The following is a 23,468-nucleotide window of genomic DNA, read 5'->3' on the forward strand; positions in this document are numbered from 1 at the left end:
TCTCCTTCTTTATATTAGAGAATTACGGCTTCCGGAAAATCGGACCAGGGATTGTTTTTCCAGCCGGACCTTAGTCCAGTAACGGATACGACTCGGGTCTCTGGTCAGCAGGGTGCGTTTTGGCAGTCTGGCAACGGCAAACGGTTTCATTCCAAAACACCAAAAAAACCGGACGAATAACGGTACTGGCCGTTATCTCCGCCCGGCTTTCGCTCGTTTCTCCAGTTATTTCGGATTCGGAATGCGTCTTTCCAGCTGCATCAGCCGCGTTCCGTCCCGCCTTCGCTGTCTTCCCCGGCCAATCCGTCCTCGAACGCCTCTTTGGCTTCGCCGACGTCCATCTGATCCGGATACAGCACGTTCACGAAAGTTACCGTATCCGCATACTGCCGCAGCACTTCGCCAAACGTCTCGGCATTCTCGTAAGCCTCGTTATCCGGCATAACGTCTCTATCTTCGGCTGCATCCAGGTCTTCCATCCACCCATCGTCGGTCGCGAACTTATCGGTCCGCTGCGCCCGATCGTTTTGCGGTTCGAACAAGCCAATCCCCTCCTTCGCTTACAGCTGCTCCCGTTATTGTTAGCCGGCCCGGCTGGAAATATACGGCCATTCTGCCGCAATGTCGCTTGCCGATTGCTCACGCTCCACTGTGATGCGCATAAAAAGCGAAAACCCCCGGCGGAAACCCGCCGGAGGCAAGAAGCAACAATACGATTAGCAGTCGAAGTACAACGAATATTCTTGTGGATGAATGCGGATGTTGACCGATTTGGCTTCGCCGCGCTTGTATTCGATATAGTTATTGATGAAGTCCTTGGAGAATACGCCGCCTTGCGTCAAAAACTCGTTATCGGCTTCGAGCGCGTCGAGCGCGTCATCGAGTGTTGCCGGTACGCTGCGGATTTCGTTTTTCTCGGCATCCGACAGCTCGTAAATGTTCGTATCGAACGGACCGTAGCCCAGCTTGCGAGGGTCGATCTTGTTCTGAATGCCGTCCAGACCGGCCAGCAGCATAGCGGCGAAAGCCAGATACGGGTTCGCTGTGGAGTCCGGCGTACGGAACTCGACGCGGCATCCTTTTGGCGTAACGGCTGCGATCGGAATCCGGACTGCTGCGGAACGGTTGCCCTTGGAGAATACCAGGTTAACCGGAGCTTCGTAGCCAGGAACGAGACGTTTGAACGAGTTGGTGCTCGGATTCGTCAGGGCGATCAAAGCCGGAGCATGGTGCAGCACGCCGCCGATGTAATACATCGCCATTTCGCTCAGGTTGGCATAAGAGCCTTTTTCATAAAACAAAGGCGTATCGCCGTCAAAAATCGACATATGAACGTGCATGCCGGACCCGTTATCGCCGAACAGCGGCTTCGGCATAAACGTTGCCACTTTGCCGTACTGGTGAGCGGTGTTGTGCACGATATATTTATATTTAAGCAGATTGTCTGCCGTCTTGGTCAGCGTGTCGAAACGGAAGTTGATCTCGGCTTGGCCGGCAGTCGCTACTTCATGGTGGTGGCGCTCGATGCGAAGGCCCGCTTCTGCCATCAACCGGCACATTTCACTGCGGATATCTTGCTGCTTATCCATCGGTGCGACCGGAACGTAACCGCCTTTGACCGGCACTTTGAAGCCCAGGTTGCCGCCTTCTTCCTTGCGGCCGGAGTTCCATGCCGCTTCCTCGGAATCCACCTCGAAGTACGATTTGTTCATGCCATTTTCGAAACGGACATCGTCAAAAATAAAGAATTCGGATTCCGGTGCGAAAAACGCCGTCGTGCCTACACCGGACTTCTGCAAATATTCTTCAGCCTTCTGGGCGATCGAACGCGGGTCGCGGTCATAACGTTCGCCGTCCGGCGTATGGATGTCACACATAATGATCAATGTAGGATGTGCGGTGAAAGGATCTACGTAAGCCGTCTCGGTATCCGGCATCATAACCATGTCAGATTCTGCGATTCCGCGGAAACCCGGGATGGAAGAACCGTCAAAAGCGACTCCGTTTTGGAAAGTAGCTTCGTCCACCTCGCTCGCCGGCAAGCTGATGTGTTGAGCTTTTCCCGACAATCCGATAAACCGGAAATCGACCCATTCGATATTTTTTTCCTTAATCAGATGGAGCACATTTTGGACAGACATGTTAAAAGCCTCCCTATTTCCGAACATTCTCCGCATTTCCACCGGTCATTGTTCAAGTTTTGATGGTTTATGGTCCTTATTATACGACTCGACAAAAACAGCGTCAATACTTATGTAAGGTATTTTTTAATCTCATGTCAGGTATGTTTACATCGAAAGCGTTTCCGTTCACATTTTCGTCAAACTCCAAAAATTTAGCGGAGCCGGATTAGCGTCCATACCGTTTGTGCAGCTTTTGCATCCACTATATGAATGGTAGTGAGCTGCTTACATACGGCTTGAACCGAGTGGGGGTGACAACGCTGAAGCGGAGATGGACAGCCAGAAGCTGTTATTATTGCGCTGTATCGGACGGCTGCCGGAGAGTGTATACGAACAAGGATGCAAGCCCTTCGTTCCAGGCAAACCGGATTCGCGGCCCGAAGCGGTTCTCTTACGCCAGTTTATACGTGAACGGGGTCATTCAGCCGGATTGCATGTATACGGTCCGGGACGGCAAACTTACGTTTCGCAGCAAGGAGCTTCCTCCGGAAGGCGCCCCGATCGTGCTTCAGTTCGTACGGATAATGAATAAATCAAGCAAAAAAAGAAGACGCCGCACAGCAAAGCGCAGCCCCACACGCAAACGTAAACTTCGGAAAGGGGGTGAACCTATGCCAGCCAGCCTGATCAAACTGTCGATTACTGCCACTTCCAGCCAGCCGACGTTGTCCGGAGGCGATGTCGACACGACTGTCACCGCCTCCTCCTCCCAATATGTCGCCCTGGCTTCCGCCGGAACGCTGGACGATACGACCTTGACTATACTTGCCACCGCTTTTGTGGATGACACCGGTACGTCGGTTACGGCCTTCCCCGACAACCTCGGCTACTACAACTTGTATATCAACGGTGTGCTGCAGCAAAGCGGACTCTCGACGTTTACGACCAGCCAGATCGTTATTGAGGACGGAGACCAGATCAGTTCCACCACTCCGATCGTCGTTCAATTCGTTGCTTCTGCGGCTGATTCCACTCTGACGCCGCCGACCGCCTCCGCTCCAATTATTACGGTCAATACGTGATTCCTTTTTTATTGCAGGCAGCGCAGAAAAAACCTCCAATCCACTGTCGTACCGTGGTATTGGAGGTTTCTTGTTATTTAAGCCGCTATTAAGCGTGAATCGGTTCTTTTTTCGTTTCGAACGTTTTGCCGCACAACGGTGCCAGCTTCTCGAGATCCTGAAGCAGCTTCGCGAATTGATCCGGGAACAGCGACTGTACGCCGTCTCCTGTCATCGAATTGTCCGGATCGGTATGCATCTCGACGATCAAGCCGTCTGCGCCTGCCGCTACCGAAGCTTTGCACATCGTCTCAACCAGCTCGCGGCGTCCGGTGCCGTGGCTCGGGTCGGAAATGACCGGAAGATGGCTGAGCTGCTGCAATACCGGAATCGCGGTCAGATCGAGCGTATTTCGGGTGTACGTCTCAAATGTGCGGATGCCACGCTCGCAAAGCATAACATTCGGGTTGCCGCCAGCGAGAATATATTCCGCTGCGTTCAGGAATTCGTCATAAGTGGCGCTGAATCCGCGCTTCAGCAGCACCGGCGTCTGGATCGTACCCAACTTGCGAAGCAAGTCGAAATTTTGCATATTGCGTGTTCCGACCTGGAGAATGTCCGCGTGCTCTGCACACACATCGACATATTCGGGAGTCATCACCTCGGTGATCGTCAGCAACCCGTGCTTCCGTCCTGCTTCCGCCATCATCTCGAGTCCTTCCACGCCTACGCCTTGGAAGCTGTAAGGACCGGTTCTCGGCTTGAACGCGCCGCCGCGCAGCACTTGGCCGCCTGCCGCCTTCACGAGACGGGCGATCTCGTCGATCTGCTCCGGCGTCTCCACCGCGCAAGGTCCGCCCATCACGACGAGCTCGCCGCCGCCGATACGCACGCCTTTAATCTCGATGACCGTATTGTCCGGATGGAAATCGCGGCTCGCCAGCTTGTAGGACTTGGAGATCTTGATGACGTTGTCGATTCCGGACATTTGGCGGAGCTGTTCAGCGAGCTTCGGGTCGGCTTTGCCGATAATGCCGATGACGGTCTGGTCCGTTCCTTTGGATACGTGTGCTTGCACGCCGTGCTTCTCGATATGCTGGACAATCTCGGCGATGCGCTCATCGGAAACTTTGTTGGATGCGATTGCGATCATAATAAATCCCTCTCCCCTGGTTGTCTTTGTGTCCGTCCGTAATGCCGGATTCGGCAAGATTATTCGCACTTAGACGCTTCAACGCGTATTCGCTTTTAAGCTTTTATGCTTTTAATCGTTAAAGTAACTATACAAGATAAATAGGCTTTCCGTCAACCCCCTTTTTCCCGGATCGTCCATTCTTTGAAGGTAAACGACTTTATAACGAAATAGTCGCATTCCCAGCTCAACTATTCACTTCAAGAGTTCCCCTCTTTCTCTGGCACATTCGATCGATGGACTGCTTGAAAGAGGACATTTCCTTTACGCCAAACGGAAACGAAACTTCCCCGACCGTTTACTTTCAACCGGTCTGATGCATGTTAGGAATGCTGTTAGGAATGCCGATTCCGCGAAGGATGAGACAAATTCATATAATTGCGCACAAATTCAAAAAACTTATCAACATGTGAATGGATTTTTGTTCGAAAATGGAGCGAATCGGCCACTTATCCCCGGAATTATTCACTTGTCCACATTACGTCCACAGTTTTCACTTCATTTATCCACAGAATCCATCGTTTCAACTTTGTCTTCTATAATAAGTTGAACTAAATGAAAATTAAAGTCCATACCGTTCCGAAAAAATTGTTTGAGGCCTCAGACATCTTGGTTTGAGTGTCTCGGATTGGATTAGGCCTCGGATTGTTGACACTCGAAGCTTATCCTTTCGTAGCAGCTTTCCGACGAAAGCTATAAGCCTATTTCTTTTTTCCACTACATTTTGCTTAACCATGGTGTATATTTAGCTCAACTTACCCAGCGAGCCTGTCGATTCATTGAGTAGAAGGGTTAGCAGGCCGTTCCAAGTGAAAAGTTACCTTCTTCTGCTCAAACAGGTTGTCCGGAATCCCTTGATTGAATAAGGATTGTACGGTAGGGGATTCCAGACAAAACTCGCTAGAAGGTAATCTTTCCCTTTCCACTTGGTTGTCCACAATGAATCGACAGCTTCCAGCATTCGTTATCAGAAGCCGAATGCGGACGTTTGAATTTATAACGAATTCTTGTATCGTTATTCCCGTAAATCGGGATCGTTTATTTCCACTTTCGGTTCGATAACGATGCCCAGATTCGTTAAATCTGGAATAACGTCGTTTTTCAGCCATAAGCACGATCCGATTCGTTAGTCATCGAACCTGAGTGGTAGTTGTTCTCTAATCTAACGCCCTGTGAGTAAACCCTTCCCCTTCATAATTAGCGCGGTAAAGAACGTAAACTTTCTGGCAGAGAACAAGAGCTTTAACGGACACAGCGGTCGTTATTACGGTGAATTTCGATCCATTTGTTTTCTAACGGACATGGATGCAGCTATTTGGTGGGAAATGTTACTTTTAGAGGCGGTTCGGAGTAAATAAGCGCTGTGGTGACCGTTACATTTTCAAAAACGGTTTTTTAGAGAAATAACCTCCACCATGTCCGTTAGAGCATGGTTTAGCTTACATTCCGGTCTTTTCCTCGCTTTAATACGGTGAAGAACATAATATTTTTCTGATCTCATCAAAAAAAACGCCGTCGGCATAAGCCTTCGGCGTGTTTGCGTTCATTTCTATCCAAATAGAAGTTAACGGTTCGTTTCCTTCAACACCAGCGCAAGCTGATCCCGGCGCAATTTGCGCCGTTCGGTACGCTTCCTGGCGAATAACTCGAGCACATATTTGAGTGGCATATACAGCACTGCCGCCAATATCGCCCCGTCGACGATCCCGCCGGCGATCAGCTTCGCGTTGACGGCCAGCGCCTTGCCGATCCAATGTGGCAGCACGGCAAGCCATTCGTCAAACCGGTCCGGTACCAGAAGCCCGCCGACCTTCGCATTCAGGAAAGCGACCGGAATGTAGATGATTTTACCGAAGACGAAGCCGATCAAAGCTGCGGCCAGACTAGCCCGAAGCAAGTAAACGAGCGGGAAGATGAGGAAAAACGCAAGCCCGAACGTAGGCAGCGTGAACATCTCTATCGCGAGGCCGATCGAGAACCCCATGGCCACGATCGCGGCCCCGCCTTTTGCGCGCGTCAGCAGCAAGTACTGGTACTTGAACCAGCGGCCCAGTCCCCGGAAATACTTGCGCAGAAACGTATTGTTATCGGTTGTTGTTCGACGCTTGACTTGCTCCGGCACGGCTTATCATCCTATTCTTTGGTGTTTACTTTGACCGGCGGCAGCAGCTTGCTCTTATTGATCGTCCGCTTGATTCCCCATGTCTCGGGAGCTTCCGGATCGAACTGTTCCAGGTACGTAATGACTTCCTTCGTAATCGGGGTAGGCGTCGAAGCGCCCGAGGTTACGCCGACTTTGCGAATGCCGAGCAGCCATTCCTTCTGGATCTCCGATACATCGGATACCCGGTATGCTTTGGTTCCGGCAATTTCCTCCGATACTTGCGCGAGCCGGTTGGAGTTGTTGCTGCGCGGGTCGCCGACGACGATGACGAGGTCGGCCTCCTTCGCCTGCTCCGCGACCGCCTCCTGGCGAACCTGGGTCGCGAGACAAATTTCGTTGTGAATCTCGGCCTGCGGAAATTTCCCGATCAGCCGGCTCATGATGTGACGGATATCCCACTGGCTCATCGTCGTCTGGTTCGTAATAATGATCCGGTCGGCGCTAAGCTCAAGCCGGTCGATTTCCTCTTCCTTCTCGATCAGATGCACATGCTCCGGAGCGATGCCGATCGCGCCTTCCGGCTCGGGATGCCCTTTTTTGCCGATATAAATAATCTTGTACCCCTGCTCCGTCTTCTCGCGAATCAGGTCATGCGTCTTCGTGACGTCGGGACAAGTCGCATCGACGACGGTTAATCCTTTCTCTCTAGCGCGGCGGCGGACTTCGGGCGATACTCCGTGAGCGGTAAAAATAACCGTACCTTTATCGATTTGGTCCAATATTTCGAGACGGTTCTCCCCATCAAGCGTAATGATACCGTCGTCCTCAAAAGCTTCGGTGACATGACTATTATGCACAATCATACCCAATATATAGATCGGCCGGGGCAAATCGAGGTTGCGGGCCGTCTGGCGGGCCAGCACCATGGCGTCTACGACGCCGTAACAATAGCCTCTCGGAGATATTTTCAACACTTCCATCGCTAGTCATCGCCTGCTTTCGCACCGGATAGTCCGGGAAGTCAAATATTCCATCTATTATATCGCATTCATTCCGTAGAGGGAAGCGAACCGAGCAGCGGCAGCCAAACGACAAATGTGGTACCTTCTTCCTTGCGCGTCTTCACCTCGATCGACCCGCCGTGCTGATCGATAATCCATTTGGCGATCGAGAGACCGAGGCCGGTGCCGGCCTTCTTGCCGCGGGACGGATCGGCCCGGTAAAACCGTTCGAAAATATGCGGGATCTCATCCTTATCCATCCCGATCCCCGTATCGCTGATCCGGAGCCCAACTTGCCCGCCCATCCGCAAAGCATCAAGTTCGACCTTGCCTTCATCGGTATATTTGAACGCATTCTCAATCAGGATAAACATCAGCTGCTGCAAATAATCTTTGTTGCCGCTTACGGCGGCGCCCTCCAGCGGCTCCAGATCGCCGATCACCCACTCCGCGGAACGCGGCAGAAACTGTGCCCGGCGGACGACTTCGTCCAGAAGCGGCTTTAGCTCGACCGTTTCCCGGTTCATCGAAAACCCGGCATCGGCACGCGCCAGGGACAGCATATCGTTGACGAGCCGGCTCATCCGCTCCGCCTCTGAGGCGATGTCGTGCATCGCTTCCAGCGAAAGCTCCACGCTTTCCTCTCCAGCCGGTCGGGCCGGAAGATCGCCATCCGGTCTCCTGCCCTCAATCGCTGGCAACGCCTTCCACATTTTCTCAAGAAAATCGACATTGCCGCGAATCGTCGTAAGCGGCGTACGCAGCTCATGCGAAGCGTCCGACACGAACCGCCGCTGCGCCCGGTAAGCGTCATCCAGCTCCGAATACATAATCTGAATCCGCGACAACATCCCGTTAATCGTATCCGTCAGCCGGCCGATCTCATCCTTCGGCCCGTTATAGTCGATCCGCTTGTCCAAATCGGCGCTTTTCTCGATCGTGTTCGCGGCGGTGATGACGTTTTCGATCGGCTTCAGCGCCTTGCGGGACAAAAACCAGCCGGCCGAAGCAGCGAGAAAAATGGCCACTAAACCCACAAAAATAAGGATAAGCTTCAGATTATTCAAAAACTGCTCCACATCATCGACTTGGGTCGCCACCTGCAAAACACCTACCAAAGAGCCTTCGAGCACAAGCGGACTATAATACATTAGCAACTTGAACTGGCCGATTTGGATCATCTGGTACGACCCTTTGCCTTGTAGTGCTAAATTGATGTTTTCTTCTGAATAAGGCAAGTTGCTGTTCAAATTGCTCGATCGTTTGACTTGGCCCTGAATAGATATGCTCTGCATGTAAATGCCGGAAGACTTGAATTCGCGAAGATCCGGCAAGCTGTAAAGGAAACCGAATCCACGGATTTCCCGATTCACTTCTTGGGCCTGAATTACCAATTCGTTTCGCAAGTCGGTTCGCATTTTATAGGACAAAAACGTATACAGGGCAACCCCGAATACGAGAATAGTAGCAGCCAATATACCCGAATACCAAAGCGTCAACCGCAGACGTATCGACATCCGTCATTCCCCTCTCAGCACGTAGCCCGCTCCCCGAACCGTCTGAATGATCCGTTTCTCCCCGTGCTCCTCCAGCTTTTGGCGCAGCAGGGCGATGTATACCTCAAGCACGTTCGACTCGCCGCTGTAGTCGTAGCCCCATATTTTCTCCATAATCGTATCCCGCGACAGCACCCGCTTCGGATTTTGCATGAACAGGTGCAGCAGCTCGAACTCCTTGGTCGTCAGCTCGACGAGCCGCTCCGCGCGGAATACTTCCCGGGTGTCCAGATCGAGCAAAATATCATCGTACTGGATTCGATTCGTCCGCTGTTCCTCAGCCCCTCCACGGCGGCGCAGCAAGGAACGGACCCGGGCCAGCAGCTCCTCCAGGGCAAACGGCTTCACCAGATAATCATCGGCGCCGAGATCAAGCCCCTTCACCCTGTCGGCAATCTCGTCCTTCGCCGTCAACATCAGAATCGGCACCTGACTCCCGCCCTCGCGTACGCGGCGGCATACTTCCCATCCGTCCATATGCGGCATCATCACGTCCAGGATGAGCAGATTCGGCTCCAGAGCCAGCATCTGCTTCAACCCTTCCGCCCCGTTGTTCGCCGTTACGACCGAATACCCTTCGAACGCAAGCGACCGGCGCAGCATCGACGTAATTTTATCATCATCGTCTATAACCAAAATATGCTCTCTCAAGCGGCTCACCCTCCTGCCCATCCAACAGCTTCTTATCCTTCTATCGTATAATACGCCCGGATACGAACGCAAACGGCCGCATCAAAAAAAGGAAAGCAGCGGAACGTTCGTTCGTCCCGATCTGCTTTCCTCGCATCGCCCGCGTATCCGGTATTATTTGTTCATGTCGCCGAGCGTCACGGCGGTCGTCAGTTTCGAGCCGCTCCGTACGATCGTCATCGTCACTTTATCGCCGACCTTCATGCTTTTGATTTTCTCCCGGAATTTCTCGACGTTTTGAACTTTCTCGCCGTTGATGTCGATAATGACGTCACCCGGTTGAATATCTGCTTTTTCGGCAGGTCCGCCTTGCGTAATGGAGCCTACGATGACGCCGTCCGTATTTTCAAGCTTGAATTCCTGCACCCAGCTCGGCTGAATGTCTTGGATGCCGACGCCGACATAAGGAATCGGAATTTTCACGTTGTTTTTCAAGTTCTCCAGCACCGAAGTGACCGTGCTGGTCGGAATGGCGAAGCCGATTCCTTGCGCCTGGGCGCTGACCGCCGTGTTGATCCCGACAACTTGCCCTTTCAGATTGAGCAGAGGGCCTCCGGAGTTGCCCGGGTTGATCGAAGCGTCGGTTTGCAGCAAATGTTTGTATTCGCGGGTGCCTTGGTTGTCCGGGATATCGATCGGGCGTTCCTTCGCGCTCAGCACGCCTACGGTTACCGTATGGTCGAAGCCGTACGGGTTGCCGATCGCCACGACCCATTCGCCTACGGCGATATCGTCTGAGCTGCCCATTTCCAGGAAGCTGAAGTCTTTGCCGTCCTTCTTCTCGATCTTGAGCACGGCCAGGTCCAGACTGTATTCCGACCCGAGCAGCTTCGCCTTGAACGGCTCGCTGTACCCTTGAACCTCAACTTCGATTTCGTCGGCCCCGTTCAGGACGTGCTCGTTCGTCAAAATATAGCCTTCCTTGTCGAAAATAAAGCCGGAGCCCATTCCCGCGGACTGGCGCTGATTGCCGTTATTATTGGGCGTCTGCTGCCGCTGTCCGTCGCCGAAGAAGAAGTTGAAGATGTCGTTGTTCGTGCTGCTTCTCGAACGGTTGCTCGCTTTGACGTACGTGTTGATCTTAACGACAGCCGGGCTCGCGTAGTTAACGATCTCGGAAATGTTCCCCGGTCGTACGACCGAATCGAGCGCAGCGGTAGTCGCTCCTCCGTTGCCGCCGCTTCCATTCGCCTTGTTCACGATACCGGAACCGCTGCCGTTCACGGCAGAGATCGCCCCGGAGCCGCCGAACAGATCCATTTTGTCGGATGCGAACATCAGCCCCCCTACAAGTACGGCCCCAGCCATAAAAGCCGAGAAGTACGACTTGAAGGAAGATTTTTTCTTGGCGTTATTGTACTCCCACTGGTTTTGCGACGGAGCGACGGACTGCATGTGGCGGTCCTGCTCGGGCGAATAACCGAAGTACGGACGCACCGGGCGCGGCGCCGTTATCTCCACCTGCGACGTTCCCCGCTCGGATGAAGCGGTTGTCGTTTCTCCCTGCTCTTCGGGAATCGATTTGAACGGTCCGTACGAATAGTAGTACGAAGGCTTCTCGGTTTTATGATCGTTCTGCCCGTCGTCATGGGCGCTGCGGTTAGGGGTATCGTCCTGCGGCTTGAAGAAGTCGCTGTAATCGCGTTTGTTGTTGTCCATTGTAGATCTCCTCCTCCGGATTCGTTCTCCCTGGCGGTTAACGTGTGGTGCTGTTCCTTATGTCTATATATTGCACCCGCAACCTTAAACGAACCTTAAAACAAACTAAAAGGAATCTAAAAAAGCCGTGTACCCAAGGGATCTTGACACAAAGAGAGACGATACACCTGAAAACGCCGAAAAGGGGCTATACCAGCCCCTGTTCCACCTCGCGAAGCAGCTCCTTCGCTTGAGTCACCCAATGTTCTTCTACGCTCGCGTCTTTGTCGACCGGGTCCTGAAACTGGTCGATCAGCGCCCCGTACGTACGCGGGACCGCTTCCGAATCGAGTCCTTCGTTGTAAATATGTTTCAGCACAAACGGCGTGCCCATCATAATCAGCGTCCCCGGATTGGAAGTCTCGGCGCCTTCCAGACGGCCGCGGGTCACCTCGAACGGCAAGCGCAGCCATACTTTGTGCTCTTCGTCCAGCGCCCGGTCGAAGCATCCCTGCGTGTAATCCCAGTTGCCTCCGAGCGTAAATTGAAACTGCTGGACATGGTCCCTGACATGATCGAAATGGTCCGTACGGCTCTCAAGAGCGGATGGTATCGGCTTCATGGCTGGCTCCTTCGCTTTTTCCAATAGCTTGGGCCAAACCGGCATAATTTATCCCTTCTTCCATTTAAGCGTCGGGATTGCCGCTCCATCCTTTCCGGTGGGCATAGATGGCCAGCTGCGTACGATCCTCCACCTCGCACTTCATAAGGAGGTTGCTGACATGCGTTTTTACCGTTTTGATGCTGATGTGCAGCTCCTCAGATATGTCTTTGTTCGACTTGCCGTCCGCGATGAGCAGCAACACTTCCTTCTCCCGGCTGGTCAGCCCTTCACCGTTGTCTTGTCCGGACTGGGTCGATCTTTGGCGCAATCCCCGGGTCAGCGCCTGGGACACCTCGGCATTCATCACCTGCAGGCCGCGCAGCGAACTGCGGACGACGTGTGCGAGCTCGTCGGAGGAAACGGTCTTCAGCACGTAGGTAACCGCACCGGCTTCTACGGCCTGAAGCACTTTCTCATCCTCCAGGAAGCTGGTCAGCAAGATAACTTTAATCGTCGGATAAAGCCGGGTGACTTCCCTCGTCGTTTCAACTCCGTCCATAATCGGCATCATCAGATCCATCAGGATCAGATCGGGCAGATTTTCCTCGCTTGTCTCCTTCAGCCTCGTCAGTGCGTCTCTGCCGTTCGCCGCTTCGCCGGTAATAACGAAATCGCCCTCCAGCGATAAATACGTCTTCAACCCGAGCCTTACCATATCGTGATCGTCGACAATCATAATTTTCATCTGGTCCGTCATTCCGTTTGCTCCTGTTCCGTTTCAGATTGCCCGCCGCCCGATTCGTCCTCATCCATAAATTTAGGGATGCTGATCTTGATCCGGGTTCCGGCCCCGCTCTTGCTCCAGATGTCCATCTCGCCTCCCAGCTTCTGCGCCCGCTCCCGCATTGTCGACAGTCCGTAGGAGTTCATGCGGATCGAATCGCTGGAGAAGCCTTGGCCGTCATCGTTCATCTGCAGCACGTACTGATTGCCGTTATCGTGAAGCGCCAGCTCGACGTGGCGCGCCGACGCGTGCTTGACCACATTGGCCATTCCTTCCTGGACGATCAGGAACAGCTGGTGCTCGATGCCGTCGGAGAGCGGCCCGTCCAGCCGGATATCGATGCTGCCCTGCAGCCCGTTTTGCCTGCAATAATCGGGAAACCATTTGTCGAGCGCTTCGGACAGCCGTTTGCCCTCCAGCTCGATCGGCCTCAACTGGGCGATCATCCCCCGGAGCTGCTTCTGCGTCAAATTCGACATCGTAACCAACTGCTCCAGAATCGGCGCCACCGATTCGGTCTGCCCGCGCTGCACCATCTTGGCGAGCGAAGAGGCGGACATATGGATCGCGAACATTTGCTGGCTGACCGTATCGTGCAAATCCCGGGCAAGCCGCTTCCGTTCCTCGATCACCGCCGCCTCGTTCGACTCCGCCTGGAGCATCACGTTTTCTTCTCCGACCTTCTGCAGCAGCTTGACCCTCTTCTCGAGCGATGAAGCCATCACGTTAAAATCATTGTATATACGGTCGAACGGATCCATGCCCAGAGGACGGATCCTTTCTCCCAAGTTGCCGCTGGCCAGTTGCAGGATGGCCAGATGCAGCGTATCGATTTTGCGCTGATACCGGGTGACGATCATATAACAGATCGCTATGCCCGACGCTACCAGCAATAACACGTATTCAACCCAGATATTGTTGTCCGAGAGCGCATCGCGCCACAGGAGCCAGCCTGCGCCCATTCCGCCCGTTACGATCGCGAGCGCCGCCAGAAAATAACTTAACAGCTGCCATTTGATATTGCTCGATCTGCTTAACCGATTCATCCGACCCGCTTCACCCTCACATCTCCGACGAATGTGCTGACGTTGATCCGAATCCGCTTCTCGGCATCCCGATATTGGACCGTTTCTTCGTTCATATTGCGGAACAGCCCGCCTTCGCGGCGGTTGAACACGCTCATATCCCCGATAAAGGCCGAGATCCGGACGCTGACGCCCACCTGCACGTCATTGGGCACGAACACTTTTACGTCGCCGACAAAGGCGGATATGTTGATCGTCGTATCGCCGAACGGAATGTCCGCACGCGTCAGGTCGATCACCGTATCTCCGACGAAATGGGAGATGTTAAGCGGCTTCAGCTGCCAATAATCGCTTCCGATATGGATGTCGCCGATAAAATTGTGACGGTTGTCGACCCCTTTGCCGGAGCAGCCGTAGTCGTGGTGGCCGAAGTTTTCTTTCCACTCGTCCTTCCACTCGTGCTTCCATTCCCGCTTCTGCTGTCTCCAGTCCCTTCTGGCTCTGCGCCGCTCATCGCGGTCGTCGGACCAGGCCGGCGGCGGAGGCGGGGGCGGAGGGGCGAACGACGGATCGGCATGTTCGCGCGGCTCGTTCATCCGGGGATCGGGAGCATCCTGTTGATCCAGACTGGAGGAGTACGGCTGCCAGTCTTTGGGCGTGTAGGGCGGCTCCTGCTGCGGCTCCCGCCGGCGGAACAAGATCCGGAGTCCTACCAGAATCAGAATGACGGGAATCGCAAACTTGATCAGATCGGAGATGCCGAAGCCGGGAATCCATCCGAAATTGTTGTTCAGGAATACGAGTCCGAGGGCGATCATGAACAGTCCCCATATGAACCCTCCTCCTCCGCCCCGATGGAGGCTGCGCTGCGATAGAATGCCGCTCAGTCCGATAAAGATCAGCACCAACGGCCAGAAATGCGAAATGATGTATCCCAGGTCCATATCGATAATGTCGATCTGGTTCAGCAGAAACAAAACGCCGATCCCGATCAGCACGAAACCGCCGATCGCCTTGCTCCAAAAGTCGCTTCTCATGATACATTCCTCCATGCTTTGGGTTTGTCACCCTTTTCCGTACTTTCATTGTATGAGAATTCGAGCGGGAAATATAGAGTCGGCGGATTGAAATCGTTCTCGGTCTCGAGACGGATATGATACTTGGCGTTTATTGTGCTTTGACCTCCAACAGTCAACAAAAAAAGGCCGTCCCCGGATCGCTAGATCTCGGGGACAGCCCTTTGCTGTCGTATGTTTACTCGCGGTTTGCGTTTGCGTTAGCGTTCGCGTTGTTTTGCGCCGCATTTTTGTTGTTGGCGCGCGCCGTTACTTCTTCAGCAAACTCAGCGTTATTGTTTTGCTGATTGTTTTGCTGGTTTTGTTGGTTGTTTCTGTTGTTTTTCGCCATGTCCACTCACCTCCACGTATTGTATTATTTGATGGAGGGGTAGAAATTATGTAAGGGATCAGCCGAAATCCTAAACCTCAGTCCGGCTTCAGCATCGGGTCGTTCAGCATCGCCCTCAGCTGCTCCTTGCCGCGGTGGATGCGGGCTTTGACGGTGCCGAGCGGCAAATCCATCCGCTCCGCGATCTCCTTGTCTTTCAGATCGTAATAAAATTTGTATGTTAAAATTTGTCTCGTCTTCTCCTCCAGCTTGGCAATTTCCTCGAAAATAATGTTGCGCAGCACCCGGTCCTCAACCCCTTCGGATGAAGCCAGCACCATCCCGTCCTCCTCCGGCGAACAAAGCGAAACGGCAACTTTACGCTTGATCATGTTATAGGCGGTGTTGGTTGCGATTACTTTGGCCCACTGCATCAGCTTATCCCGGTCGCGCAGCGTGTCGAGCTTGCGCAAAATTTTGACCCAAGATTCCTGAACGGCATCCATCGCTTCTGACTTGTTGCGCATAATCGAATACGTTACGATGAACATCTGCTTGTAAACATCCATCAGCAATGCATCTTGCTGCTCCTTGCTGCTTTGGTCCGTTTGAATCAAGCTCGTCCACATCAGGATCATCTCCTATAGAAAAAAAGGAATAGTCCAGCAGCGATGAATGCGCTTTCCGTATGGAACATTTTAGCATATTATAGGTAAAAATAAAAGAAACGAATATCCCGTTTTCGACACGCGGAATATCCGTTTCTTCTAAATCTTGCATTATAAGGCAATAGAACTCACTTTTCGAGTGGAAACCTCGGACCAGATGTCGTTCCATTGCTGTAAAGTTTCCTCCCGAACGCGTCCTTCGCCCCGTTTGACGACAAATACGTTAACCGTTTTTTTGCCCCATTCTTTGTAAATCTGATCTTTCGTCTTGTAATACAAATCGATCTTAAAGCCTTTGATCGCAGAGCCGGTGTCGGCTACGATCCCGTATCCGTATCCGGGGATGTACAGGATCGTTCCCAAGGGGAACACCTTCGGATCGGCGGCGATCGTCGACAGCACGCCCTGCTGCACCTTGACTCCGGAGTACGTAATGCCGTATTGCGGATGTCCGGGACGTTTGCCGGTCGATTCGACTCCGGCGTAATAGCCGGTGGCTACAACCTCAACTGTCTCCAGAAACTGGGACGGATCGGCGTGAAGCATCGGGAACTGTTTATTTTTTTCGATCAGCTCTTGCCGGGACTTGAGCTTCGACAATCGTTCGATAACCGTGTCGCTGGAAGACGCGGAAGCGGAAGCGGAAGCCGTTTGCGCCGGGTCATCCGTCTGGCCGGTCTGTTCCTCCGGCGTCGCCGCGGCGCCGGTGCCGGCAGATAAGCTGGCCCGGGCTGCTGCGGACCGGGCGTATCCGCCGTCCGACCGACTTTCCATCGTCCCTCCCACTGCCAGCAGCAGCGCCATCAGCAGCGCCGCCCAAAATCGTCTGGACAGTCGTACCTTCGATGATAACATGATATGGGTTACCTCCCCTTACAAAGAAGAGGATGCCCCGATCCGGATCAGCCTATGCGAAAAATCCGTTTCCGTTATCTTTTGTGCAGCACATCCTCCTGGATCATGCGGGGAACAACATCAGCCGGAAAGCAGCCTAGGTCGCTTCCATCCCGCTTGCGGATCGAGACTGTGGCATCGCGTTCCTCGTTCTCGCCTACGACGAGCATGTAAGGAATTTTCTGAAGCTGGGCCTCCCGAATCTTGTAACCCAACTTCTCGCCGCGCAAGTCCGACTCGGCCCGAATGCCCGCCGACCGCATCCGCCGCACCGTCTCCCCGGCGTAATCGTTATATTTATCCGACACCGGAATAACGACCGCCTGCACCGGCGACAGCCATACCGGGAAAGCTCCGGCGTAATGCTCCGTCAATATGCCGATGAACCGGTCCATCGAGCCGTACACCGCACGGTGGATGACGACAGGGCGAATCTTGCGGTTCGCTTCGTCCACATAAGTGAGGTCGAACTTCTCCGGCATTTGAAAATCGAGCTGAATCGTCGCACACTGCCAGCTTCGCTTAATCGCGTCGCGGACATGGAAATCGATCTTCGGCCCGTAAAAAGCGCCGTCGCCTTCATTCAGCCGGTAGGGGACGTTACGCTTATCCAGAACGCTGCGCAGCGCCGACTCCGCCTGCTCCCAGAGCTCCTCCGAGCCCATGGACTGCTCGGGTCTTGTAGACAGCTCCATCGTATATTCAAAACCGAACGCTTCATACATATGGCCGATCAGATCGATCACCTTCCCGATCTCGTCTTCGATCTGGTCCGGCCGGGCGAAGATATGGGCATCGTCCTGACAAAACGTTCTCACCCGCATCATACCGCTCAAACTGCCGGAAAACTCGTGCCGGTGCACTTGACCGAACTCGGACATCCGGATTGGCAGATCCCGGTACGAATGCATCGCGCCTTTGTAGATGATCATATGACCCGGGCAGTTCATCGGCTTCAAGGCGAACGTCGTATCGTCAACTTCGCAGAAGTACATATTGTCGCGGTAATGGTCCCAGTGTCCCGACTCTTCCCACATCCGCCGGTTCATCATAAACGGAGTGCGCACCTCTTCATAACCGTGCTCCGCCTGCAGGCGCCGCGAATACTGCTCCAGCTCGTTGCGGATCACCGCCCCCTTCGGCAAATAAAACGGCATGCCCGGAGCTTCCTCGGAAAACATAAACAGGCCGAGCTCTTTGCCAAGCTTGCGGTGATCCCGCTTCTTCGCCTCTTCGAGCATCGCAAGGTGCTCATCCAATTGTTCCTGTTTCGGGAACGACGTTCCGTATATACGCTGCAGCATCTTGTTGTTCGCGTCTCCGCGCCAGTATGCGCCCGCCACGCTTTGCAGCTTGAACGCCTTGATCCGCCCCGTAGACGGCAAGTGCGGCCCCTGGCACAGGTCGATAAATTCCCCTTGGGCATACACCGTGATGACCGCATCTTCCGGGAGATCGCGGATCAGCTCCAGCTTCAGCGGGTCCTCCAGCTCGCCGAATATTCGCAGCGCTTCTTCCCGGCTTACTTCTCTGCGCTCGATCGGCAAGTTCTCCCGGACGATGCTTGCCATCTCCGCTTCGATCTTCCCGAGAGCGTCCGAGGACAGCGGTTCGGCCAGATCGACATCGTAATAAAAGCCGTTCTGGATAACCGGGCCGATCCCCAGCTTGACTTCCTTGTTCCCGTAAATCCGCTTGAGCGCCTGCGCCATCAGATGCGCCGTACTGTGACGATAGACCTCGAGTCCTTCCGCGCCATCCAGCGTAATAATCTCAACCTTCGCGCTGTTCTCGAGCCTGCAACTTAAATCCACTAATTTGCCGTTTACTTTGGCGGCAGCCGCAAGCTTCTTTAATGAAGAACTGATCGACCCGGCCACCTCAGCGACAGTCGTACCCGGCGCATACTCCCTTACAGACCCGTCCGGCAATTCCACTTGAATCGACATTTGATATTCCTCCCTATTGGTTTATGAGAACGAAAAAACACGCCCATCCCTCAGAAAGGGACGAGCGTGTGTCTCGTGGTTCCACCCTAAGTTCGTACCGCCGCTTCCTTCACCGGCAAGCGTGCGTTACCTTACGGCATCCGATAACGGGGATGAGGCGGCTACAGCTAGTGAGACGGGACCCCAAAATAGCGGTCCGTCCGTTCGCCATAGCGGCTGCAAAGCGGTAAATGTCCGGCTACGGCTTGAGGGGCTTTCACCTGTTCCCCTCTCTCTGGGAAGCTTTGCCGGCATTCATGTCTTTGGTCATAGCCTGTATCATTAAATGCGTGAACAACCTCATTAAGCTTTTTTGCTGCGAATCTCTTCGGTAATCATTGCCACTACGGCATCGGTCCCATGGGCCCCGATATCGCCTTCGCCGCGCTTGCGCACCGAAAGCGTTCCGTTATTCACTTCGTTCTCGCCGACTACGAGCATATAAGGAGTCTTCTCGAGCTGTGCCTCGCGGATTTTATAACCGAGCTTCTCGTTGCGCAGATCCGCTTCAGCGCGGACGCCGGCGCCAAGCAGACGCTCAACCGTTTGCTTCGCGTAGTCGTCGAATTTGTCGGATACCGGGATGACTACGGCTTGGACCGGGGACAGCCAAGTCGGCAGTGCGCCTACGAAGTTTTCCAGCAGGAACGCCGTCATTCGCTCCATCGTGCTCACGATCCCGCGGTGAATGACAACCGGACGGTGCTTGTTGCCGTCTTCGCCGACATATTCGAGGCCGAACCGCTCCGGCAGCAGGAAATCAAGCTGCGCGGTCGACAGCGTTTCTTCCTTTTTGAGCGCGGTGCGGATCTGCACATCGAGCTTCGGTCCGTAAAACGCCGCTTCGCCTTCCGCTTCGAAGTAAGGAAGGTTCATCTCCTCGACGACTTCCTTCAGCATGCGCTGGGACATTTCCCACATCGCGTCGTCCGGGAAATATTTCTCGGTGTCGTTCGGATCGCGGTACGACAGACGGAAGCGGTAGTCTTTGATTCCGAAGTCTTCGTACACTTGGCGGATCAGGCCGATGACGCGCGCAAACTCTTCCTTGATCTGATCCGGACGGCAGAAGATGTGGGCGTCGTTCAGCGTCATGGCGCGTACGCGGTGAAGACCGGTCAGCGCGCCCGACATCTCGTAGCGGTGCATCGTGCCCAGCTCGGCTACGCGGATCGGCAGATCGCGGTAGCTTCTCAGATCGCTTTTGTAAATCATCATATGGTGCGGGCAGTTCATCGGACGAAGGACGAGCTCCTCGTTGTCCAGCTCCATTTTCGGGAACATGTCTTCCTGATAGTGCTCCCAGTGGCCCGATATTTTGTACAATTCGACGCTGCCGAGCACCGGCGTATACACATGGTCGTACCCAAGCGACTCTTCCAGATCGACGATGTACCGTTCGATCAGACGGCGGAGCTTCGCGCCTTTGGGCAGCCACAGCGGCAATCCTTGGCCGACTTCCTTGGAGAACGTAAACATCTTCAAATCTTTGCCGATCCGGCGATGGTCGCGTTTCTTCGCTTCCTCGAGCAATACGAGATGCTCGTCCAGCTGCGCCTTTTTCGGGAATGCGGTCCCGTAGATGCGCTGAAGCATTTTATTTTTGGAATCTCCGCGCCAGTAAGCGCCTGCTACGCTGAGCAGCTTAAACGCCTTGATCCGTCCGGTCGAGGGCAAGTGCGGCCCCCGGCACAAATCGAAAAACTCGCCCTGATCGTAAATCGTAATGACCGAATCCTGGGGCAGATCGCGGATAAGCTCCAGCTTCAGCGGGTCCTCCATCTCTTCGAAGATGCGGATCGCTTCCTCGCGGCTTACTTCGCGGCGGACGATCGGCAAATTCTCCTGGGTGATCTTCTCCATTTCCTTCTCGATCTTCTCCAGATCTTCCGAGGAAACCGGCTGTTCCAGATCGATATCGTAGTAAAAGCCGTCTTCGATGACCGGACCGATGCCGAGCTTCACGCCTTTGTCGCCGTAAATCCGCTTAAGCGCCTGAGCCATCAAGTGCGCCGTACTGTGGCGGTATACTTCGAGTCCGTCGTCGGAATCGAGCGTCACGATTTCTACTTTCGCGTTGCCTTCGAGCTTGTGGTTCAAGTCGACGACTTTGCCGTCCACTTTACCGGCTACCGCGTTTTTTTTCAGTCCGGAGCTGATCGATCCCGCTACGTCTTCGATAGTGCTCCCGGTTTCGTATTCCCGGACCGCTCCGTCCGGCAAGGTGATCTTGATCGACATTTTCGTTTTCCTCCTGCTTGTGCCCGGTTAGGGACCGGTTGTTGGACTTGGCGAAACAACAAAAAACACGCTGATCCCGCAAGGGACGAGCGTGTTTGTTCTCGTGGTTCCACCCTAATTCGCTTCGCTGCCGGCCATGGCAGACGAAACCTTATGGCATCCGGTAACGGGGATGAGACGCTGGATTCTACTGCCGCGCCTGTCGCGGGTTCGAGCCAAAGCTGCAAAGGGGTAAATCCGCTGGTCGAACAGAAGGAGATTGCAGCGCGAGTCTCCTCTCTCTGGACAGTCTTGCAGGGATTCATGTCTTTGGTCATTGCTTATTATCGGTTTTATATGCACTCATGATACAAGATCTGTACGGGTGTGTCAATGGCCGCCAATCCGGAGTGCTTCCCCACGATTATGGATAAGACTGGTCTTTGTTCATTCCGCTCAGGACAGTTCCGCACACTTTGCAATACGTGCACACCATCGCCCGGTTCTCAAAGATTTGCATAATCGTCTTGACAATCTGCTCTTCCGGCTCCCGGGTATGAATGACGATTTTTTGCGGCGATACCGAGATGAGCGTGCTCACGATCATATCCTCGAAATTAATCTCCTTGTCGATGAGCTCCATGGTGAACCCTTCGAACTCGGAAGTATTGATCGGTTTCATCTGCTCGTTGTACATCGTAAAGTCGCTGCCGCCGTGATGCATCAGATGAGCGACCGGAATTTTCGTTTCCTGAATGTATACAAAATATTTCAGCAGCGAAATAAACTCCTGATACTGCATATCCATAATGTATTCGTCAATCGCATACTCCGCCACCTCGCGGAGCTCGCTGGTATAGTCGGCCAGCCGGAACCGGATGAAGCCGAGCAGATGCAGCCGGTTATGCTCTTCCAGATAGGCGAACAAAGCATCGGCTATTTTATGCTGCGTCCGCTGCCGCGGCTTGGGCAGACTTTCGCTTGGCTCGGGCTCGCCCAGCAGCTGCTTGCAATATTGCTCGATGGACGTTATTTCTTCCTCTTCGGTATATCGGTACGGTCCCGTGATGATCTCGCGCAGCAGACGCGGCTCCATCTCGTCCAAAATATAGGAGGCCAGCGTATCGGCTGCCATCCGGAATACCGCCGTTCCCGACTCGTCGAGCCGGAATTCGGGCAGCTCCGCCACGCACCGCAGCGTCGTATGCGTCTTGAACGTATCGCATTCGATCCGCACCGGATGACCCTTCCTATGTAAATCCCGGGCGGCAAACGACAGCTTGACGTACAGCTTGTCGATGTAGGACGCCCAATCTTTCGTTAGCGTAACGGCAAACAGCTCCACCTGACTCACTCCCTTCTTGCGACCGGTAATACGAACAGCTTCGTACCCGAAGCCTTACATACAGCGGCCGAACCAATTACGGCTTTCTAAAAGTATATGGCTGGAGCAAAGGAGATATACAAACAACAATTTGGCACCTGAACAGCGGTTATCTGATGATCCGACGAATTGATGACCACAAGCGGACGAAACAGTGTATAATGTAGGAAATATGCCTTAGGGAGGATATCAGGATGTCGCAAGCGGAACTCGCAGTGGACGCCAAAGCGGCGTTGGGAGAAGGACCGAGCTGGGACGAGCGTAACGGCTGCCTGTACTGGGTCAATATCGAAGAAAAAACGTTGCATACATACGATGTAGCCGCGCAAAAAACGGTCGCATCCATATCGGTTCCTTCCAGAATCGGTGCGGTCGTGCCGCGCAGATCGGGCGGGACGGTCATCGTTTTGGAGGACGGATTTTACGCCTGCGATCCGGCAACCGGAGAACTGATTTTTCTCGGCAATCCGGAAGGTCGCAAGCCGAACACCCGGTTCAACGACGGGAAATGCGACGCCGCCGGACGATTCTGGGCCGGCACGATGTCGTTGGACGGAACGCCCGGACAAGGCGCCTTGTATTGCCTGGAACCGGATCTGACGATCCGTACCGTACTGGAAAACGTATCGTGCTCGAACGGACTTGCCTGGAGCCCGGACAACCGCACGATGTATTATATCGACTCCCCTACGAAAAAAGTGATGGCCTACGACTATGACCTGTCCACCGGAGAGATCAGCAATCCCCGGGTAGTCGTGGAAGTAACGGAACCGGGCGCCGTCCCGGACGGGATGACCTGCGACGAGGAAGGGATGATCTGGGTCGCCCTGTGGGGAGGATACGGCATCCGCAGATGGAACCCCGCCACAGGCGAGCTTTTGCTGAAAGTGGACGTCCCGTCCGAGCAATCCAGCTCGTGTTCGTTCGCCGGTCCCGATCTGGATGAGCTGTACATTACCTCCGCACGCACCGGCATTTCAGAGGCAAGTCTGGCGAATCAGCCGCTCGCTGGCGGGCTGTACGTCTACCGGTCCGCTGTTAAAGGTTTACCTACTTACGGATTCAGCGGTTAATTATACCTACAAGCTCCGGCTAACGGATTCGTTCCGGGCCGGGGCTCTTTTTTACGGGTAAAATGCCTTGCAGAATG

At 54.0% G+C, this 23,468-nt stretch carries 20 protein-coding genes; 2 read left to right on the plus strand and 18 right to left on the minus strand.

Annotated features, from left to right (window positions below; all coding sequences use genetic code 11):
- Nucleotides 1-260: 260 nt before the first annotated feature.
- Together PV433_RS26940 and glnA are read right to left on the minus strand one after the other, a co-directional pair.
- Nucleotides 261-542: a hypothetical protein gene (locus tag PV433_RS26940; RefSeq protein ID WP_332075118.1), complete on the minus strand. Its 282-nt coding sequence runs from the start codon at nt 540-542 to the stop codon at nt 261-263.
- A gap of 174 nt (nt 543-716) precedes the next feature.
- Entirely contained in the window at nt 717-2,141 is a 1,425-nt protein-coding gene (gene glnA, locus PV433_RS26945) for a type I glutamate--ammonia ligase (protein ID WP_332075119.1), read from the minus strand.
- A 248-nt stretch (nt 2,142-2,389) separates the two neighbouring features.
- On the opposite strand from glnA, the gene PV433_RS26950 reads away from it, so the two are divergent.
- A complete protein-coding gene (locus PV433_RS26950; protein ID WP_332075120.1) occupies nt 2,390-3,205 on the plus strand; it encodes a DUF4183 domain-containing protein in 816 nt (271 codons plus the stop codon).
- 88 nt (nt 3,206-3,293) lie between these two features.
- On the opposite strand, the gene aroF is transcribed toward PV433_RS26950, so the two are convergent.
- The 16 genes from aroF to ytxC form a co-directional block, all read right to left on the minus strand.
- Nucleotides 3,294-4,337 (minus strand): 3-deoxy-7-phosphoheptulonate synthase, encoded by a 1,044-nt coding sequence (gene aroF / locus PV433_RS26955; protein WP_332075121.1) that lies wholly within the window; start codon nt 4,335-4,337, stop codon nt 3,294-3,296.
- A 1,603-nt stretch (nt 4,338-5,940) separates the two neighbouring features.
- Nucleotides 5,941-6,498, minus strand: a complete 558-nt coding sequence (locus PV433_RS26960; protein WP_332075122.1) for a DUF2062 domain-containing protein — start codon at nt 6,496-6,498, stop codon at nt 5,941-5,943.
- A gap of 11 nt (nt 6,499-6,509) precedes the next feature.
- Nucleotides 6,510-7,460, minus strand: coding sequence for a 4-hydroxy-3-methylbut-2-enyl diphosphate reductase (locus PV433_RS26965; protein WP_332075123.1), 951 nt, complete (start codon nt 7,458-7,460; stop codon nt 6,510-6,512).
- A 68-nt stretch (nt 7,461-7,528) separates the two neighbouring features.
- Nucleotides 7,529-8,998, minus strand: coding sequence for a sensor histidine kinase (locus PV433_RS26970; RefSeq protein ID WP_332075124.1), 1,470 nt, complete (start codon nt 8,996-8,998; stop codon nt 7,529-7,531).
- A gap of 3 nt (nt 8,999-9,001) precedes the next feature.
- Nucleotides 9,002-9,688, minus strand: a complete 687-nt coding sequence (locus PV433_RS26975) for a response regulator transcription factor (protein WP_332075125.1) — start codon at nt 9,686-9,688, stop codon at nt 9,002-9,004.
- Nucleotides 9,689-9,841: 153 nt separating this feature from the next.
- On the minus strand, nt 9,842-11,386 hold the full coding sequence (locus PV433_RS26980; protein ID WP_332075126.1) for a S1C family serine protease: 1,545 nt from the start codon (nt 11,384-11,386) through the stop codon (nt 9,842-9,844).
- 187 nt (nt 11,387-11,573) lie between these two features.
- Complete coding sequence (locus PV433_RS26985) at nt 11,574-11,987, minus strand: YugN family protein (protein WP_332075127.1); 414 nt, start codon at nt 11,985-11,987, stop codon at nt 11,574-11,576.
- A gap of 64 nt (nt 11,988-12,051) precedes the next feature.
- The gene (locus PV433_RS26990; RefSeq protein WP_332075128.1) at nt 12,052-12,726 is read right to left on the minus strand and encodes a response regulator transcription factor; all 675 of its coding nucleotides are present in this window, start codon (nt 12,724-12,726) and stop codon (nt 12,052-12,054) included.
- Complete coding sequence (locus PV433_RS26995; protein ID WP_332075129.1) at nt 12,723-13,799, minus strand: HAMP domain-containing sensor histidine kinase; 1,077 nt, start codon at nt 13,797-13,799, stop codon at nt 12,723-12,725. Before PV433_RS26995 ends, PV433_RS26990 begins: the two co-directional genes overlap by 4 nt.
- Complete coding sequence (gene liaF / locus PV433_RS27000; RefSeq protein ID WP_332075130.1) at nt 13,796-14,815, minus strand: cell wall-active antibiotics response protein LiaF; 1,020 nt, start codon at nt 14,813-14,815, stop codon at nt 13,796-13,798. Before liaF ends, PV433_RS26995 begins: the two co-directional genes overlap by 4 nt.
- Nucleotides 14,816-15,032: 217 nt before the next feature.
- A complete protein-coding gene (locus tag PV433_RS27005) occupies nt 15,033-15,185 on the minus strand; it encodes a hypothetical protein (protein ID WP_332075131.1) in 153 nt (50 codons plus the stop codon).
- Nucleotides 15,186-15,262: 77 nt separating this feature from the next.
- On the minus strand, nt 15,263-15,793 hold the full coding sequence (locus tag PV433_RS27010) for an RNA polymerase sigma factor (protein ID WP_332075132.1): 531 nt from the start codon (nt 15,791-15,793) through the stop codon (nt 15,263-15,265).
- Between the two features lie 150 nt (nt 15,794-15,943).
- A complete protein-coding gene (locus PV433_RS27015; RefSeq protein WP_332075133.1) occupies nt 15,944-16,687 on the minus strand; it encodes a 3D domain-containing protein in 744 nt (247 codons plus the stop codon).
- A 74-nt stretch (nt 16,688-16,761) separates the two neighbouring features.
- Nucleotides 16,762-18,675: a threonine--tRNA ligase gene (gene thrS, locus PV433_RS27020; RefSeq protein ID WP_332075134.1), complete on the minus strand. Its 1,914-nt coding sequence runs from the start codon at nt 18,673-18,675 to the stop codon at nt 16,762-16,764.
- Nucleotides 18,676-19,017: 342 nt separating this feature from the next.
- The gene (gene thrS / locus PV433_RS27025) at nt 19,018-20,955 is read right to left on the minus strand and encodes a threonine--tRNA ligase (RefSeq protein ID WP_332075135.1); all 1,938 of its coding nucleotides are present in this window, start codon (nt 20,953-20,955) and stop codon (nt 19,018-19,020) included.
- A 403-nt stretch (nt 20,956-21,358) separates the two neighbouring features.
- On the minus strand, nt 21,359-22,279 hold the full coding sequence (gene ytxC, locus PV433_RS27030; RefSeq protein ID WP_332075136.1) for a putative sporulation protein YtxC: 921 nt from the start codon (nt 22,277-22,279) through the stop codon (nt 21,359-21,361).
- 233 nt (nt 22,280-22,512) lie between these two features.
- Between ytxC and PV433_RS27035 the strand changes: the two genes are divergently transcribed.
- Nucleotides 22,513-23,391, plus strand: a complete 879-nt coding sequence (locus PV433_RS27035; RefSeq protein ID WP_332075137.1) for an SMP-30/gluconolactonase/LRE family protein — start codon at nt 22,513-22,515, stop codon at nt 23,389-23,391.
- Nucleotides 23,392-23,468 lie beyond the last annotated feature (77 nt).

The sequence above is a fragment of the Paenibacillus sp. GYB004 genome (genome assembly GCF_036577605.1).
GTDB classification, from domain to species: domain Bacteria; phylum Bacillota; class Bacilli; order Paenibacillales; family NBRC-103111; genus Paenibacillus_AB; species Paenibacillus_AB oceani.